This is a genomic window from Alteribacter natronophilus, from assembly GCF_006007885.1.
GTDB classification, from domain to species: domain Bacteria; phylum Bacillota; class Bacilli; order Bacillales; family Salisediminibacteriaceae; genus Alteribacter; species Alteribacter natronophilus.
In genome coordinates, this window is sequence record NZ_VCRO01000006.1 from 128,329 (window position 1) to 145,428 (window position 17,100).

The window sequence follows — 17,100 nt, forward strand, 5'->3', positions numbered from 1 at the left end:
CAAATGTTCTCTACTACTCCGGAACAAACCGCTTCATTTTTGCCCCTTCTTCATCAGGATCAACCATCCGGTTCATCGGGTAAAGTCCTCCCTTGGCCCACGTATCCACCTGGTCGGAATAAAACGGCGAGAGCACCTGGCCGGACTGTCCCGGGTTCAAAACGTCCCGGGCAGGTTCTTCAAAGCTGAGATCGGCAACGAACCTCCATCCTGCCCCGTGCGTAACACGGCCTGTTTCTTCGTTGTAGGAGTGAGCACCGGGGGTGGCACCGCTCCCTCCCACTTCGAATGCCCCCACATCAAACAGGTGCTCAAGAGGCCAGACGCTGCTGAGCGGATGGCGGACCGTCATGGTATGCCATTCTCCCCACGCCCAGTCAGAAGGACTTCCACCCTGAAGCTCAGTGCTTTTCTCTACTGCGTGCACAAAAGTTTCCCGGGAAAATGACTCGAAATCACGGTGATACCTCTCATCTTCAAGAAAAGCAAACATCTGCCCGCCAGGATCGGCTGCTGCTTCGTGAATTGTATTGTGGATTACAAGAGCGCTGCCATACTCAAAATCAATGATCTGCTCAAACATGCGCTCTTTGAACTGGTTGTACCACTGTTGCCATACGAGAGCTTCCGGTGAATCGGCTGACTCGACGTAGTCCCAGTTCCGGAGCAGCTCCAGCGCTTCCTCCTCTGTTTCAGTAAGATCCCCGTCAGCCGAGGCAGCGGCATCTGTAAGGAGAGGGACGAGGGAGCGTGCCTGGGTGTTTAGAAAATCAAGCTGCATGTCCCGGCTCTGATCCATCGTGAACGGCACACCTTCCTCGATCTGATCCTCGATCATTTCTTTCAGCCGCTCTGCCCGGTACGGGTAAAAACTCCGGCCGATTTCGTAAGGGTATTCATCGTCCACCGGTTTGTTGTTGGCTGTCATTACGTAGCCTGATTCCGGATTCACAATCTGCGGCAGTTCATCAGCCTCAATGAAACCCTGCCACTGGTAATCCGGATCCCAGCCGGGCACCGGCAGGAGTCCATCGGAGTTTTCCCTTACCGGGAGACTGCCCTGGCCGCGGAACGCGATGTTTCCTTCAGTGTCTGCAAACACCCAGGAGAGTGCCGGATTTACGAAGTCGTCGAGCCCTTCCGTGAATTCGTCCACGTTCGTGGCCCGGTTAAGTTTCAGAACCCCGTTCAGCTCTTCTCCCGCTTCCCGTCCGGACCAGCGCAGACTCATAGCGTCATATGGTGCATCTGAAGTGACGACAGGCTCCTCCCCTTCATCTTCGTCGTGGAACAGGTGGCTCATAATCGGTCCGTTCCGCGTTACTGTCACCTGCTCGACGACCGGATCACCGCCGTCCACCTGGATAATTTCCTCAATTACTTCGGCTTCCTCCCAGCCGTCATCGTAGCGGAAGGTGTACGGAAGATCCGGATGGGCTTTTTCAAGAAACAGATCCTCCTGGTCGATGGCGAGGGATGTCACACCCCATGCAAGATGATCGTTATGGCCCAACACGACGCCGGGAACGCCCGGAACCGTTACGCCAATTGAATGAAACTCCCCTTCAAGCTCCAGGTTGGTCTGGTACCAGACGCTCGGTATATCCATACCCAGATGAGGGTCATCGGCGACAATCGGAAAACCCGATTCCGTGTATTCCCCGCTAATGGCCCAGTTGTTGCTTCCATTATGTTCGTGCGGGGCGAAAGCCGTAAGACGTCCGAGAGCCTCCCCATCAAACGGCAGCTCCTCAATATCTATCTGGTCATAAATTGTCGGAAAGTGATCGTCAACATGATACTCCGGGAAAAGAAAACGCGCCTCCTCCCCGAGTTCCTGTACGAGCTGATAATTCTCGATTTCATTCCGGAAATTACCGGAAAGGGTGTAGCCCATGTATTTAATTACGAGTGCGGTATCCTCCGGCGTCCAGTCCGCCGGCTCGTACCCAAGGATGGAAAATTCCAGAGGCTGTGTACCGGCATTAAAAGTTTCATCAATATAGGCATTTACACCCGCTGAATAGGCATTCACCATCCGCTCCGCCTCGGGATCCGGCAGAGCAAGCATATCCTCTGTATACCGGTGCATCCCGTAGGTCCGAAAGAACCGGTCCGAATCAATTGCCGCCTCCCCCACCACTTCCGACAGTCTCCCTTCAGCCAGGCGGCGGGTCATGTCCATCTGAAACAGGCGATCCTGCGCGGTTACGTAACCCTGCACATAAAACAAATCCTCAAGGTTTCCGGAAGTAATCCGGGCCACTCCACGCCCGTCACGGACTACCTGCACTTCATCTGTAATCCCCGCGAGGGTTTTCTCCCCTTCCAGCACCGGGTGGCTTTTCGTGACAAACCAGTATGCTGTGCCTGCTGCGACGATCGATAAAAAAACGAGGACGGCCAGGACGACGCCCGTCACTTTCACCCATCCCCTTCTCAGTAAAGGTTTTCTCTGTTTTTCAATTACCACTTGTTGTTCCATTTCCGTCTTCTCCCCCTGTTTCGCAAATCGTGCATCCTCTACTATTTCGGTGACCAGCGAAGAAAACCCTCTACAATCAGGAGCCTGTTTTAAAAGTGAATTGGAGCGAACGCGCGACACTCCTGCGGGAACAGCAAAGAACATCTGCTTCATGAGTATGCTGTGATCTGCTTCGACGCAGGCTGCTTCGGAGCTTTTCCTGCAGAGGAAGAAGCACCAACGGAAGACCCCGCAGGGACGAGCGTTTACATCGTGAGTCCTCTTCGAGCTGCTTCGACGCAGACACTTCGAAGCGATACTGGAAGAGGAAGAAGCACGCTAACATCTGTGCAGGCTGCAGTGGTGCCCGCGGAAAGGGAGCGCAGTGAGCGAAAATCAACAACGAACTTTAACAGGGCCTTCCTAAAAAAGGGGCTCGCACTTTCCAGGATTCAGGCATATATTTATTTCGTAAAGTTGGTTAATTTCTGTTGACAGCTGATTGGCAGTTCGATATCATTGCAAACAGTTGAAAAAAACATTCCTCGTTAGGTGAGGCTCCTGTACGGAGATACGCTGCTGCCCAAAAATGTCCAAAGACGCCAATGGGTCAGCTGGATTCATCGACATAAGGTGTTTCCTAATGCAGCTGGCAAAGTCCTATGCCGTACAGTGCTAAAGCTCTACGAATGGAGGCGTGTGGCCGAAATCACACAGTTATTTGCAATGCGCAGAAACCTGCCTTCATTCGTATGGAATGAAGGCTTTTTTTGATGCTAATTTATTTGGAATCTCAAGTACCCAGGGAGGTGTTGTGGAATGGATCCGAGTCCCGAACCTGACTCATACAGGTGTTTTAGCATAATCATTTTCGGAAAAAAGATACTAAGGAGCAGGACCCATTCCGCAACTGAGCGGCCGGTCCTGTAAGAAGGAGGCTCTCCCCTATGGTAAAACTTACGGAACAGAACCGTGAACAGTACAATGAAAGTATTCTTCAGGCGCTGAAAGCAGAAGATGTGCAGCAGTTTCGCCAGCTGTTTTTAGAGCTTCACCCGCAGGATCAGCATGATTTTTTCCTCGGGCTTGACGAAGCGCAGCGGGAAAAAGTATATGAATATCTTTCCCCTGAAGAGTTTGCTGAAATTTTCCAGGAACTTGAACTTGAAGAACAGAAAGATGTTATTGAAGAGCTTGATCAGAACTATGCAACGAATATGTTCGGGGAAATGTCCACGGACGATGTGGCGGATTTTCTCGGGGAAGTGCCTGAAGCGAAAGTAAAGACCGTCCTTGAAGGACTTGAAGCGGATGACGCAAAAGACATTCGGGAACTTCTAAGTTACGAAGAGGAAACTGCCGGTGCCATTATGACTAAAGAGTTCATGAACATCCCGGCCGAGGCGGCTCTGCGTGATGTCATCGAACTTCTCCGTAAAGAAGGCCCTGATGCTGAAACCATTTACTATCTTTACGTGGTAAATGCCAAACAGGAACTGGCGGGGGTTGTGTCCCTTCGTGACCTGATTACAGCGGACCCGAATAAAAAAGTTGAAGATGTGATGAGCACGCGTGTCGTCAGCGTAAACACAGGCGACGACCAGGAAGACGTGGCGAAACTGTTTAAAAAGTACGACTTTCTGGCCGTACCTGTTGTAACAAACAACAATACGCTTGTTGGAATCATTACGGTCGATGATATTATCGATGTAATTGAGGAAGAAGCGACTGAGGATATCGGGGAATTTGTTGCCTCCCGTGGAGCGACCGATGTTAACATTACGTCCTTTACAGCTGCGAAAAAACGATCCCCCTGGATTGTCATGCTCATGTTCTTCGGACTTATTACAGCTGGTGTGATCGGAACATTTGAGGAAACACTTGAACAGATCGTCGTACTTGCAGCGTTCATTCCGCTTATTATGGACTCTGCCGGTAACACGGGTACACAGTCACTTGCTGTAATGGTACGCTCCCTTGCTACTGGCTCTTTTGAGAAAAAAGGGATGTTAAATACGGTAAAACGTGAATTCGGTACCGGCCTTTATCTCGGTGTGTTCTGTGCGATTACGCTCATGGTTGTCATTCCGTTTATATACGACTGGAACTTTATGCTTGCCGGCGTTGTCGGTGTATCCCTCTTCATTACACTAAGCATCGCCACCATTATCGGTGCGGTTGTACCGGTTATTATCAACAAAATGAAGCTGGACCCGGCCATTGCATCGGGACCATTCATCACAACGATCAACGATATTCTTGGTCTGATGATTTATTTCTCCATCGCCACAGCGCTTATTCAGTACCTGTAAGCTGATTGGAAAATTAAATAAAGCTTCGTTAGGTGAGGCTCCTGTACAGAGAAATGCTGCTGCCCAGAAATGTCGAGAGACGCCAATGGGTTGAACAGGAACGGTCGAGATAAGGCCGTTCTTAACGCAGCTGGTCGTTTGACCTACGCTGTACAGTGCTAAAACTCAACGATGGGGTGCTGACAGAGGTATTTTGCTGTGATTTTATACCGCCTTCCATCGCTGGGAGGCGGTTTTTGTGTTTCTGAAGTCCGGTTTAATATTGTTTACCTGCTCCATATTAAGAGGAGTAAGAGAAAGAAGGTGGACGTCATGATGTCATTTGAAGTGCTTCTCCAGCTTGTGCTCGCCTGTGTGTTCGGTCTTCTGATTGGACTGGACAGACAGGTAAAGCATAAGCCGCTCGGATTAAAAACCTGCACGATTATCTGCACAGCAAGCTGCCTGCTGACGATCGTTTCAATTCAGTCCTTTTACGCCCATGCAACAGAGGTGTTTAATACAATGGACCCGATGCGTCTGGCTGCCCAGATTGTGAGCGGCGTCGGTTTCATCGGCGCAGGGGTGATTCTCCGCAGAAGCAATGACGTAATTTCCGGTCTGACCAGTGCAGCGGTTATCTGGGCAGCATCCGGTCTCGGGATTACTGTAGGTGCAGGTTTTTACTGGGAAGCCGCGGTTGCCCTGGCACTTGTTCTTCTAAGCATTAATTTCGTTCCTCTTTTAGTGAAGCGGATTGGTCCCTCCGCCCTCCGGATGCGGGATGTATCGGTGAAAATCGTAATGGACCCGAACTACCGTATGACCGAGCTCCTGCGTGTGCTTGAACGGAAAAGTGAGGGAAAGCCGGTCATTAAAATCCGTCATATGAAAATAACCGACCTTGAAAACCAGCGGCAGCAGATCGACCTTAAGCTTGCTGCTCCTGAGGACCAGTATACGACTGAGATTTACTATCTTATCAAAAAGATCGATGATGTAATCACTGTGGAAGTGGAACATCTTTAGATTAAAAAAGGAGGAGCTGACGTGAAACTTGATATCCGGAACCGTGAGGAATACACCTATTACCTGATGCAGGCTATAAAACAGGAGGATCGTGTCAGTTTCCGCCGTGACTTTCTCGCCCTCCATCCTATCGACCAGATGGACTTTTATGTGGAATGCAGCGAAGAAAAACGGCGTCTGATTCATTCCTTTCTGACGTATCGGGAGCTGGGGGAACTTTTTATTGAACTTGACGATCAGCAGCAGAAGTCGGTGCTGCGCGAACTTGATGAAGAGGACATGATTGCCGTCCTCAGGCACCTGCCAACAGATGAACTTGTGGATTTTCTCAAGCACATTCCTGATGCGGTGAGCAGATATTACATTAAAAAGCTCGATTTCAGAAAGCAAAAGCAGATCCGCCAGCTGATCGGCCGGCAGGAACATGAAACCGGAAGTTTTATGACCACTGAATGCATCGTACTTTCTCCTGATATGAGAACAAAGGATGCGCTTCTTAAAGTAAAGGAGCAGGCCGGCATGGTTGAGACACTTCATTATCAGTATGTTGTGAACGAACTCGGTTCGCTGATCGGTATCTGCTCCCTCCGCGAGCTTTTTCTTGCCGGGGAGAACGAAAAGATTTCCTCTCTTATGCGGACCCAGGTACACAGCATAAAAAAACACACGCCACTGAAGCGTGTGCTCGACCTGATGAGCAATTACGGCCTGTCCGCCATTCCGGTAACCGGGGAATCAGACGTGCTGGAAGGCATTGTAACATTTGATGACGTACTGGAACATTACAATGTGCGTCTGGGCGAGAGGCCAGGCGGACGCCGGCCTGCCAACCGGCTGAAGCGGGTCCGTTCCTGGCTTCCTTTTCACCGCAGGAAATAGCCTCTGTTAAAGTCCTTTTATGCTCTGAACGGTCTGTTCATCCAGTGCTGATATGGTATGAACAAGCAGATCCACGGCGTGGTTCAGATCGTCCAGATGCACGATGGATACGTGGGAATGAATGTATCGCGAAGGTACACTTACAACGAGTGTCGGAATCCCGCTTCCTTCGATATGAAACTTCCCTCCGTCCGTCGCTCCTCCGCTCATAAGTTCACGCTGAAACGGTATATTGTTCTCTTTTGCCAGGTTTACGACAAAATCACGAAGCTTCCGGTGCGGAATCATGGAGCGGTCGAGAAAACCGATAATCGGTCCTTTGCCGAGCTCCAGGTTGGCTGCTTCCTGGTTCATGCCGGGTGTATCTCCCGCCACTCCAACGTCTGTGGCAAACGATATATCTGGCTTGATCGTCTGGATAAGCGTCTGGGCACCGCGAAGTCCCACCTCTTCCTGCACGGTAGCCCCAGAGTAAAGCGTGTTCGGGAGCTGCTGTCCCTGAAGTTTCTCCAGCACTTTGGCCGCTACGTAGCAGCCGGCACGGTTATCCCAGTTGCGGGCAAGAAGCATTTTGCCCCCTGGAAGCACTTCAAAGTCGCCTGACGGACAGATCGGATCTCCAATTTCAACGCCGAACTCGCGCGCTTCCTCGTCGCTCGTCGCACCGATATCGATGAACATTTTGTCGATAGTAAGTACTTTTTTACGTTCCTCGGGTGCAAGGACGTGCGGTGCTTTCGAGCCGATCACACCAGTGAGATCCCCTTTGGCTGTCATCACTTTTACTCTCTGGGATAGCATTACGTGTCCCCACCATCCACCGAGAGGCTTGAACTTTATAAATCCTGTTTTTGTAATACTGCTTACGATGAAGCCTACTTCATCCAGGTGGCCGGCAAGGAGGACTTTTGGACCTGACTGGCCGATCCGGCCGGTAATGCTGCCGAAGTTATCGGTTACGATTTCCTCGCTCATCGGTTCGATCGTTTTTCTCATCACTTTGTAGGCACGATCCTCAAAGCCCGGAATACCTTCTGCATTTGTTAGTTCCTTCATAAAATTACGCGTTTTATCATCCATGGACACAAGTCACCTCTTTCCCGGTTAGTATGCGCCGGTGAGAAGGTTTTTTATTGATGCTGACGTGTTAATTTGTGCTGGATTTTTTATACTAGGGCCTTTTTCTAACTGATTACAGGTTTTTTCTTACTACTTTTAAAATAATTCTAACTACTTTAAAGGTTTTTCTAACTGTTTTTATCATTTTTCCTACTATTGTCCCAGCATGATGAGGAACAAAAAAAGCTTCTGAAGTCCCAATGGCTCCAGAAGCTTTTGTCGAATTTATTTCACCAGCATAACCGGTGCTTTCACGTGCTTCATCACTTTATGGCTGACGCCGCCGAGAACGAATGTCTGAAATTCGTTGCGTCCGCGGCTTCCCATGACGAGGCAGTCGTATTTGCCGTCGTTGGCATGTTCAATAATCGTTTCGGCAGGCGATCCGAACAGGACGGTTGTTTCGGACTTGATGCCTTTGTTGAACAATTTCGCTTCGTAGACCTGAAGCATTTCCTTACGTTTATAAGTCGCTGTGTCCGAATCCCCGTATTTCAGCACATCGGATTTTGACTTTTTTGCATCAACCACATAGACGAGTTCGACAGATGCTCCTGCCCCCTGAAGTTTTGCGAGACCTATCGCTTTTTCAGCGGCGCGGTCAGCGTGTTCCGACCCGTCGACTGCCAGAAGAATTCTTTTAAACATGGACGTTTCACCGACTTTCCCCTTAGTGTCCGGACGCCTTGCTTAATCCGCTTGCACGGTCCATAAGATCCGTGCTTTCTTTATTTAATCCAATTATTTTCACTTTAACACCACGGGCCTTGAATTTCGACTCAATTTTATCGATGGCACCAACAGCCGAGTCATCCCACATGTGGGCATTGTGAAGATCAATTACGACTTCGTCTGCTTTTCCCTCGAAATCAACCTTTTCAAGAAGCTCGGTTACAGAAGCAAAGAACAGCTGCCCGGTAATCTGATACGTAATCCGTGCTGCTTTTTTGTCCACGTATTTTTCCACTTTCACCTTTGAGATTTTAGCTGCAAAGAAGATCGCGCTCAGCAATACTCCTGCAAAAACTCCTTTTGACAGGTCGTGCGTGTAAACGACAGTACCTACGGTCACGATCATGACGATCGCGTCGGTCTTCGGTATCTTGTGAAGGTTGAGGACTGAACCCCAGTCAAATGTACTGATAGAAACCATAATCATGACACCGGCAAGTGCTGCCATCGGGATCTGAACGACAAGGTCGCCGAGGACAAGAATTAAGAACATAAGAACCGTCCCGGCCACAAGTGAAGACAGGCGTCCCCGTCCCCCCGATTTAACGTTAATTACGGCCTGGCCAATCATGGCACAGCCGGCCATTCCGCCAAAGCAGCCGGTTACCATATTGGCAACCCCCTGGCCACGGCTTTCCTTGTTTTTATCGCTGTCTGTGTCGGTCATGTCATCCACAATCGATGCTGTAAGAAGTGACTCAAGAAGACCGACCATAGCAAGCGCAAGCGAGTACGGAAGAATAATCATAAGCGTTTCAAACGTCAGCGGAATGTTCGGCAGGGCAAACATCGGCAGAGTCGCAGGCAGTGCGCCCATGTCACCTACGGTCCGCACACCCATATTCATAAAGATAGCGACCGCACTGACAATGACAATGGCCACCAGGGGTGACGGCACCGCCTTCGTAAATTTAGGCAGAACGTAGATTATGGCCAGAGTCAGGGCTACCAGCATGTACATAATCCACGTTTCACCGACAAAGTGCTGGAGCTGGGCCATGAAAATAAGAATTGCAAGTGCGTTAACGAATCCAATCATGACTGACCTTGGAACAAACTTCATCACGCTTGCAAGTTTAAATACACCAAATAACACCTGGATAATTCCGGTTAAAATCGTAGCTGCAAGCAGATACTCAAGTCCGTGATCCGCTACGAGCGTAATCATGAGAAGTGCCATAGCACCAGTGGCACCTGAAATCATACCCGGCCGTCCGCCTACAAAGGCAATGACTACTGCAATACAGAACGCAGCATACAGACCTACCATCGGATCGACACCGGCAATAATGGAAAAAGCAATCGCTTCCGGGATCAGGGCTAAAGCTACGACAACGCCCGAAAGGATATCCCCTTTCACATTGCCAAACCATTCATTTTTCATTTTTTCTGCGTAACTCAAAACTGCACCTCTTTCTCTGGTTTTTCCGTCAGTAATCTATCAGGATCCGTTCCAAGCTGTTTTCCATCCGTACGCAGCTTTTGTCACCCGGCAAATCATTGCGATTATATTATGGTGACTTTCGACTTTCACGAAAGTCGGGGTCCGTTGCAAACAGCTTGAATTCTAACAGAAATTACTAAAAACACGAAATACGATATAAGCGGGAATCATCCGGTATATCCTTCAAATTCCTTCTCTTTACGTTCATTTTCACTCCTTTTCACTTTTCCGCCACAACTTTAAAATAAAACAATTCCGAATATAATGAATACGCTTATACACGCAGTTCCTGCCTGTCATACAGTATTACAAACAATTCTGGATGAGGGGGCGGGCTGCAGTGATGCTGTACGTTGTGATTCAATATACTTCCCGGGTGGACTACATGTTTGTAAGCACGGCCCCGTTTAACGAAACCGACAGAGCCCCCGCACTGATTATCGCCGGGAGTGACGGATCGGAATACTACATCCACGGGAATTTTATTTATCTGAAAAAAGAAATCAATACAACCGAAGAGGCTCTCCTTGAAGAGATCTATGAAGAATACCTCCTTGAGCTTGAAAAGGAACTGGTGATCATTGAAATTGTTTAGCTCGCATTCCTCCCGGGAAAACGCTACCATATTGGTAAAACTAAGTTCTGCCGGTATTCAGCCGGACAGGCCTATTTTACTGAACGGAGTGATTCTCATGAAAATTGCAGTTATGACGAGCGGTGGCGACTCGCCTGGTATGAACGCAGGGGTACGGGCCGTTGTAAAAAAAGGAATTTACCATGACCTGGATGTATTCGGTATTTACCGGGGTTTTGAAGGGCTGATGGAAAACGACGTTAAGCAGCTGGAGCTAAAAGATGTGGGAAGCATCATCCACCGGGGCGGAACGGTCCTTTATTCTGCACGAAGCGAGCGGTTCAAGACTCCGGAAGGACAGGCCCAGGCTGTGGAGGTACTAAAGCAGCACGGTATTGAAGGTGTGGTTGTGATCGGCGGGGACGGCTCCTACCGCGGAGCGCAGAAGCTTCATGAAAACGGCATTCGCGCCATCGGCCTCCCGGGGACGATTGATAACGATATCCGCGGCACGGATTACACCCTTGGTTTTGATACAGCCATGAACACAGTTATTCAGGCAATCGACAATATCAGGGACACAGCCTCCTCCCACGAGCGGACATATGTGGTGGAAGTTATGGGCCGCGATGCCGGGGATATCGCTGCATGGTGCGGAGTAGGCGGCGGTGCTGAAAGCATTCTGCTTCCCGAGGTGGAATCAAGCCGGGATGATATGATTACCAGGATCCAGGAAGGCTTTAAGCGTGGGAAAAAGCACTCCATCATTATTGTGGCAGAAGGTGCCGGAAGCGGAGATGAAATCGGCCGGTACATTAAAGAAAAAACGAATTTTGATACGCGGGTGACGATCCTCGGTCACGTGCAGCGCGGCGGTTCTCCAACTGCACTGGATCGTATGCTCGGATCACGACTTGGTGCCCGGGCCGTGGAGCTTCTTATGGAAGGTGAATCGGGCAAAGCATTGGGACTCGAGAAGAACCAGATCTCGGTTCACGATTTTGACTACGTGGTTCAGGACAAGGAAAATGATGACATCAAAGATCTTTATAAGCTCGCGATTGAGCTGTCGATCTGATACTTTGTTCTGCTGACGCCTCCGGCTGTGGAGGCGTTTTTTTATGCAGCAGTGATGACATTTGGACTTATCTGTTTTTTTAATTCAAGTCTCTCCTCCCCTTTCATTTGAAAATACTGTGTTACATTATCTGACTGCTTTGTTGTTGCTGAAAATTCTAAATATTATGATGTTTATGTACTACAAATTGAAAGGGGAACGATCTGGATGGAAGACAGTATTTTTCTCATGAACAATATGTGGGTCATTTTTGCCACTGTGCTGGTGATACTCATGCAGGGAGGATTTATCCTCCTGGAAGCCGGATCCACCCGGATGAAAAATGCCGGTCATACAGCCGGTAAATCAATTTTTGCTTTCGGGCTCGCTTCTATTACTTTCTGGGCCGTCGGCTACGGCTTCATTTACGGAGAAGGCACCTTTATCGGCATGACGGACTTTTTCTTCGGTGAATTTACCGGTGTATCCGACGGGCTGATGGGATCCGTGGACTTTATGTTCCAGCTGGCGTTCGCGGGTATTGCCCTCGCAATTGCGTTCGGAGGCTTTGCCGAACGTGCTAAATTATCTGTATATATCATTTTTGCCATTCTGTTTACCGCTGTAATTTACCCGGTGGTGGCGCACTGGATCTGGGGCTCGGGCTGGCTGGCTGGCCTCGAGAAACAGGACTTCGCCGGCTCCACCGTAGTTCATTTGACCGGAGCCATGGCCGCACTCGCTGCCACACTTCTGTTAAAACCGCGGATCGGCAAATTTAACGCCGACCGTTCGTCCAACCCGCTCAGCGGGCACAACCAGGTGTACACAGTACTTGGAGTCCTCATTCTCTGGGTCGGCTGGTTCGGATTCAACGCAGGTTCCACGCTCGGTGTTGATGACGGCTTCTTCGGTTACGTCGCTCTTGTAACCCAGCTTGCTGCAGCGGCCGGTGCCCTTGCCGCCCTCCTCATTACGTGGGTGGATAAAGGAAAAGCCGATGTTCCGACGATGCTCAACGGGACACTGGCAGGACTTGTGGCGATTACCGCCTCGTGTGCTTTCGTCGCACCGTGGGCAGCGGTAATTATCGGGTTTGTGGCAGGTGTTCTCGTTTACTACAGTATGAAGTTCTTTGAAAGCCGCGGGATTGATGATCCGATCTATGCCCTCAGCGTTCACGGTATGGCCGGTGTGTGGGGCACCCTTTCCACCGGACTGTTTGCCACACCCCAGCTCGCTGCGATGAACGGCGGCTCTGCTGGACTTCTGTACGGCGGCGGCTTCTCCCAGCTCGGGGTTCAGGCGATCGGCGTTGTTGCATGCGGCGTATTTGCCTTTGGTGCTTCCTACGGCCTGCTGCTTCTTCTTCGTCCACTTGTGGGCGGACTCAGGGTCTCCCGTGAAAAAGAACTGCTCGGCCTCGATATGAGCGAACACGGGAGCTACGGCTACCCTGAAAACTTCGCCTCCGAAGAAGCGAAATAACTGCGCGATCCCCTCTATGAAGGAGATCAGATAGATGCTTCCCCATAAAAGGACCGCCCCTTCAGCCAGGGCGGTCCCTTTTTACGTCCGCTCGCCGCATGGCCCCGGTAAGCGGGCGGACGGCGTAAAACGGAGCTTCTGATAGTAAAGTTTACAGAACAATCGTCGTAAAGCAGAATGCCGAGAAAGCGTACACCGCAATGGCAATGAACAGGTAGGCAAGTTTTCTGTGACCCTTCCGCCACTCAAACGACGCCCACACACCGAAAAGTGCAGTGACGATGAGCAGATGGTATGGAAGCGATGCCAGCAGTCCCGGGGATTCCGCTGTGTTGAAAAAAAGCACGCCGACGATCAGTGTGACGAGAACGGCGGCGATCCAAATCCAGCGCTGTTTATTCATGGTGTCATATCTCCTGTTGTTTATATGCTGTAATGCGGTCAGGATGCAATTACTGTGAATAGTACGAGTAAAAGGGCGTATGCTGAACATAGTGTAAGCACGTATGCAAATGCGTTCTGTTTTCTTCTCCACAGCAGAATACTCCAGACACCGAACCCGAATCCAATCGCAAGCAGATGCGTCGGGAAGTTGAGTGTCCGCTCTGCGGCAGAGTTAAACACATAGCCGATGCTTGAAAGCGTCACGATCAGAAAAATCCCCGTCATTATCGAGTAAAAAATCCGCGCGTCTTTTCTGTCTTCCTGCTTCTGTGCTGTTTCTTCGGTCATCGGTTTCCCCTCCTCTTCCCTTGTTATTTTCCCGCTTCAGCGGGTAGTCATGCATTTTGGGCGTGATTCCTGTCCTTATTTTGTTTATAATGAGGAGATGGATTACGAAAAGTGTTCAGGCGGGCTGTTGCAGGGCCTGGCTTTTTGGTGGTCAGATGATTGTTTTCTTTGCCCTCAAGGGGGCTTGAAGTTTATAAACGGAAAGGGTTTTGACGATGACACAGGAACGGCCACGCCGCACGTTTGCGATTATTTCGCACCCGGATGCGGGTAAAACGACGCTGACGGAGAAGCTCCTCCATCTCGGGGGCGGGATCCGTGATGCGGGTACGGTTAAAGGAAAAAAAAGCGGCAAGTTTGCTACGTCGGACTGGATGGAAATTGAGAAGCAGCGCGGGATCTCGGTGACGTCCAGTGTGATGCAGCTGATTTATAATGATGTGCAGATTAATATTCTGGATACGCCGGGGCACCAGGATTTCAGTGAGGATACGTACCGGACGCTGACGGCGGTGGATACGGCTGTGATGGTGATCGACAGTGTGAAGGGGATCGAGGCCCAGACGCTGAAGCTGTTTAAGGTGTGTAAGATGCGCGGAATTCCGATTCTGACGTTCATTAACAAGCTGGATCGCGAGGGGAAAGAGCCTCTTGATCTTCTGTCGGAGATCGAGGAAGTGCTTGAGATGGAGACTTACCCGATGAACTGGCCGATCGGTATGGGAAAAACGCTTAAAGGTATCTACAGCCGCGGTACGAACAAAATTGAGGTATATGATGAGACTCACGAGCGCGTGATTGTGGATTACGATGAGCAGGATTTCCTTGAAGACTACGAGAAAAATCAGTTTGAAGAGGAGCTTATGCTTCTGGATGAGGCAGGCAACGAGTTTACGCAGGATAAGGTCCGCAACGGGGAACTCACGCCGGTGTTTTTTGGTAGTGCTCTGTCGAGCTTCGGTGTGCAGTCGTTTCTCGATGAGTTCGTTGAGCACGCTGCGCCGCCGCAGCCGCGGAAAGCTTCCGGAGAACTGATTGATCCGGAAAGTTCTGTATTCAGCGGGTTTATTTTTAAGATTCAGGCGAACATGAACCCCAACCACCGTGATCGGATCGCATTCCTGCGTGTCTGTTCCGGGACGTTCAGCCGCGGGATGGAAGTGATGCTGTCGCGTACGGGCAAAAAGATGAAGCTGTCCCAGAGTCATTCGTTTTTTGCGTCGGACCGGGAGACGGTAAACGATGCAGTTCCGGGGGATATTATCGGGCTGTATGACTCGGGGAACTTCGAGGTGGGCGACACGATTGTGAGCGGAAACGAGCCGTACCGCTACGAGGAAATGCCCCAGTTCCCGCCGGAAAAATTCGCAAAGATAACGGCGAAAAACGCCCTGAAGCACAAGCAGTATCATAAAGGTATGACGCAGCTTGTTCAGGAAGGAACGATTCAGCTTTACAAGACGCCGTACTTTGAGGATTACATTATCGGGGCGGTTGGTGAGCTGCAGTTCCAGGTGTTCGAGTACCGGATGAAAAACGAGTACAATGTGGACATCGAGTTTCAGCACATGACGCACGAGCTGGCGCGCTGGGTGACCGGCGGTGAGGTGACGGATAATATGACGGACAGCCGGAAGATGCTAGTCAACGATCAGCACGGCCGCTCGGTGCTGCTGTTTGAAAACGAGTTTGCCCTGCGTTTCTTCCAGGATAAGTATCCGGATCTGAAGCTTTCTACCGGGTGGGAGATGCTGGAGTAGCGAAGCCACCCCTGAAGCGGGTAAACGGCTGGTTGTATCGGGCCCCGCGCACGTTATGGTGCGCGGGGCTTTTTGTGTTGGGGGTATAGAGAGGGGGGACTTATTGGCCTTACAGAAAATTAATTGTCCTTACACATAACTAATTGTCCTTACAGAAAATTAATTGTCCTTACACGGAACTTATTGGCCTTACAGAAAATTAATTGTCCTTACACTGAACTCATTGTCCTTACAGAAAATTAATTGTCCTTACACTGAACTCATTGTCCTTACAGAAAATTAATTGTCCTTAGCCTCCTTACCCTCGGTCAGCAACCCCTTCAGACTGTAGACACTCCCCCGTTTGTCCCCGGATTTTGGAAGGACGGTTCTTCTCAGGATGTTACTTGTCAAAGAAGGGCTGTCCAATCCGAGGAACCTCGATATAGTGGCATTTGTAATTATCCTCCCCGCAAAAAGACAATACTCCCGCAGGGTGCGGTTTACAGCACTACGAGTGCTGCAGCGGGACAGACAAACGGGACAGCCCCACCCTCTGCTTGTGCGGGTCATAAGCACTGCGGGACATTCAGGACAGAATACCCCTTTGATCACATTATCAAAATGAATTTTATGTCGTTTCAGCAAATTGGGGATGAACTCCTCGTGGGCGTCGAGGAGTGCCTGATCAAGCTGCCGGAATGTCTCTTCCGGCATGGGATCATCTGGGGGTTTGTTGAAAATCGTGAGCTCCTGAAGGCGAAATTCAAGAGCGGTACTGCGGAATACACGCCATCGTTCACAGTAATCTTCGCTGAAGATGAGTTCGGGGCGGCTGTTTGCCATGAGGGCAAAATGTTCCACGCGGATGCTTGGAAAGTTCAGATTGCGGCACCACTTAAGAAGTTTGTGTTTCTGCCTGCGGGCCTGCATGACGGGACAGTCGTATGTTTTCTGCTCCCCTTCATCGGAAGTCTGTATTACCTGGTTGGCATCACCTTTAAAGAAAAGTGATTTGCCACCTAAATATTTTATTTCCAGTATGATGGCGAGTTGCCTAGCAAGAAGAAGAGTGTCAATTTGGACATATTCATTGGGGGAGTGTTCGAAGCGGAGGTTGTGGTAAACGTGGAACGGGATGACATCTGCTGAGTTTATGTAGTGTTCGGTATTTCGTTCGCCATTGTGTCCGGATAATCTGGAACGGAATGCCGAAAGTAAGTCCGGTTTTCTGGGGTGGTTGTCCGGGAGGCGTCTGATCAGCGCTTCGTATGCGAGGATTTCGAGTGGTCTGGTGCGGGGCTTCCGAATTAACATTAGATCCCTTCCCTTCAGAATCCCTTATTCGACATTTATTATGAAAACCCTCCTATTTGCCCATTTATTTATAAATCCAGCCCCCGGCAAAACACACAAAAAAACCACACCTCCCTCGGGAGTGCGGCGTGCGGCTAAACACTTTCCTTAATGAATCTTCTCTTTCCCTTTCCTTCACAGAAGCGGCAGGAGCTGCGTCTCGTCATAAACCATCGCTTCCTTTCAATCGTGCCGG

Annotated in this window: 14 protein-coding genes and 2 riboswitches; of the genes, 7 read left to right on the forward strand and 7 right to left on the reverse strand. The window is 50.0% G+C overall.

From position 1 onward, the window contains the following. Window positions 1-13 precede the first annotated feature (13 nt). Window positions 14-2,485 (reverse strand): penicillin acylase family protein, encoded by a 2,472-nt coding sequence (locus FGB90_RS17090; protein WP_171051895.1) that lies wholly within the window; start codon window positions 2,483-2,485, stop codon window positions 14-16. Between the two features lie 516 nt (window positions 2,486-3,001). Beyond that, a riboswitch (M-box (ykoK) riboswitch) is annotated at window positions 3,002-3,165 on the forward strand. 246 nt (window positions 3,166-3,411) lie between these two features. Here FGB90_RS17090 and mgtE point away from each other — a divergent pair. The 3 genes from mgtE (at window position 3,412) to FGB90_RS17105 (ending at window position 6,663) form a co-directional block, all read left to right on the forward strand. Next, on the forward strand, window positions 3,412-4,776 hold the full coding sequence (gene mgtE, locus FGB90_RS17095; protein WP_138812082.1) for a magnesium transporter: 1,365 nt from the start codon (window positions 3,412-3,414) through the stop codon (window positions 4,774-4,776). Window positions 4,777-4,793: 17 nt separating this feature from the next. Further along, window positions 4,794-4,961, forward strand: a riboswitch (M-box (ykoK) riboswitch). Window positions 4,962-5,091: 130 nt separating this feature from the next. Further along, the gene (locus FGB90_RS17100) at window positions 5,092-5,784 is read left to right on the forward strand and encodes an MgtC/SapB family protein (protein WP_138812169.1); all 693 of its coding nucleotides are present in this window, start codon (window positions 5,092-5,094) and stop codon (window positions 5,782-5,784) included. Between the two features lie 21 nt (window positions 5,785-5,805). Continuing rightward, a complete protein-coding gene (locus tag FGB90_RS17105) occupies window positions 5,806-6,663 on the forward strand; it encodes a CBS domain-containing protein (RefSeq protein ID WP_138812083.1) in 858 nt (285 codons plus the stop codon). Between the two features lie 6 nt (window positions 6,664-6,669). On the opposite strand, the gene FGB90_RS17110 is transcribed toward FGB90_RS17105, so the two are convergent. The 3 genes from FGB90_RS17110 to FGB90_RS17120 all read right to left on the reverse strand — a co-directional run bounded on the left by FGB90_RS17110 (window position 6,670) and on the right by FGB90_RS17120 (window position 9,898). Next, a complete protein-coding gene (locus FGB90_RS17110; protein WP_210237257.1) occupies window positions 6,670-7,749 on the reverse strand; it encodes a M42 family metallopeptidase in 1,080 nt (359 codons plus the stop codon). Window positions 7,750-8,007: 258 nt separating this feature from the next. Continuing rightward, on the reverse strand, window positions 8,008-8,430 hold the full coding sequence (locus FGB90_RS17115; protein ID WP_138812085.1) for a universal stress protein: 423 nt from the start codon (window positions 8,428-8,430) through the stop codon (window positions 8,008-8,010). Between the two features lie 22 nt (window positions 8,431-8,452). Continuing rightward, entirely contained in the window at window positions 8,453-9,898 is a 1,446-nt protein-coding gene (locus FGB90_RS17120) for a SulP family inorganic anion transporter (protein WP_138812170.1), read from the reverse strand. 400 nt (window positions 9,899-10,298) lie between these two features. On the opposite strand from FGB90_RS17120, the gene FGB90_RS17125 reads away from it, so the two are divergent. The 3 genes from FGB90_RS17125 to FGB90_RS17135 all read left to right on the forward strand — a co-directional run bounded on the left by FGB90_RS17125 (window position 10,299) and on the right by FGB90_RS17135 (window position 13,077). Beyond that, the gene (locus FGB90_RS17125) at window positions 10,299-10,553 is read left to right on the forward strand and encodes a hypothetical protein (RefSeq protein WP_138812086.1); all 255 of its coding nucleotides are present in this window, start codon (window positions 10,299-10,301) and stop codon (window positions 10,551-10,553) included. Window positions 10,554-10,650: 97 nt separating this feature from the next. Continuing rightward, complete coding sequence (gene pfkA / locus FGB90_RS17130; protein ID WP_138812087.1) at window positions 10,651-11,610, forward strand: 6-phosphofructokinase; 960 nt, start codon at window positions 10,651-10,653, stop codon at window positions 11,608-11,610. A 207-nt stretch (window positions 11,611-11,817) separates the two neighbouring features. Then, window positions 11,818-13,077 carry an ammonium transporter gene (locus FGB90_RS17135; RefSeq protein ID WP_138812088.1) on the forward strand — a complete coding sequence of 420 codons (1,260 nt, stop codon included), beginning with the start codon at window positions 11,818-11,820 and terminating at the stop codon, window positions 13,075-13,077. Between the two features lie 151 nt (window positions 13,078-13,228). Here the strand turns inward: FGB90_RS17135 and FGB90_RS17140 are convergent, their stop codons facing one another. Both FGB90_RS17140 and FGB90_RS17145 read right to left on the reverse strand, forming a co-directional pair. Continuing rightward, window positions 13,229-13,480, reverse strand: coding sequence for a hypothetical protein (locus FGB90_RS17140; RefSeq protein WP_138812089.1), 252 nt, complete (start codon window positions 13,478-13,480; stop codon window positions 13,229-13,231). A gap of 38 nt (window positions 13,481-13,518) precedes the next feature. Next, a complete protein-coding gene (locus FGB90_RS17145) occupies window positions 13,519-13,809 on the reverse strand; it encodes a hypothetical protein (protein WP_138812090.1) in 291 nt (96 codons plus the stop codon). 215 nt (window positions 13,810-14,024) lie between these two features. Between FGB90_RS17145 and FGB90_RS17150 the strand changes: the two genes are divergently transcribed. Beyond that, the gene (locus FGB90_RS17150) at window positions 14,025-15,569 is read left to right on the forward strand and encodes a peptide chain release factor 3 (protein WP_138812091.1); all 1,545 of its coding nucleotides are present in this window, start codon (window positions 14,025-14,027) and stop codon (window positions 15,567-15,569) included. A gap of 279 nt (window positions 15,570-15,848) precedes the next feature. Here the strand turns inward: FGB90_RS17150 and FGB90_RS17155 are convergent, their stop codons facing one another. Next, on the reverse strand, window positions 15,849-16,865 hold the full coding sequence (locus FGB90_RS17155) for a nuclease-related domain-containing protein (protein WP_138812092.1): 1,017 nt from the start codon (window positions 16,863-16,865) through the stop codon (window positions 15,849-15,851). Between the last annotated feature and the right edge of the window lie 235 nt (window positions 16,866-17,100).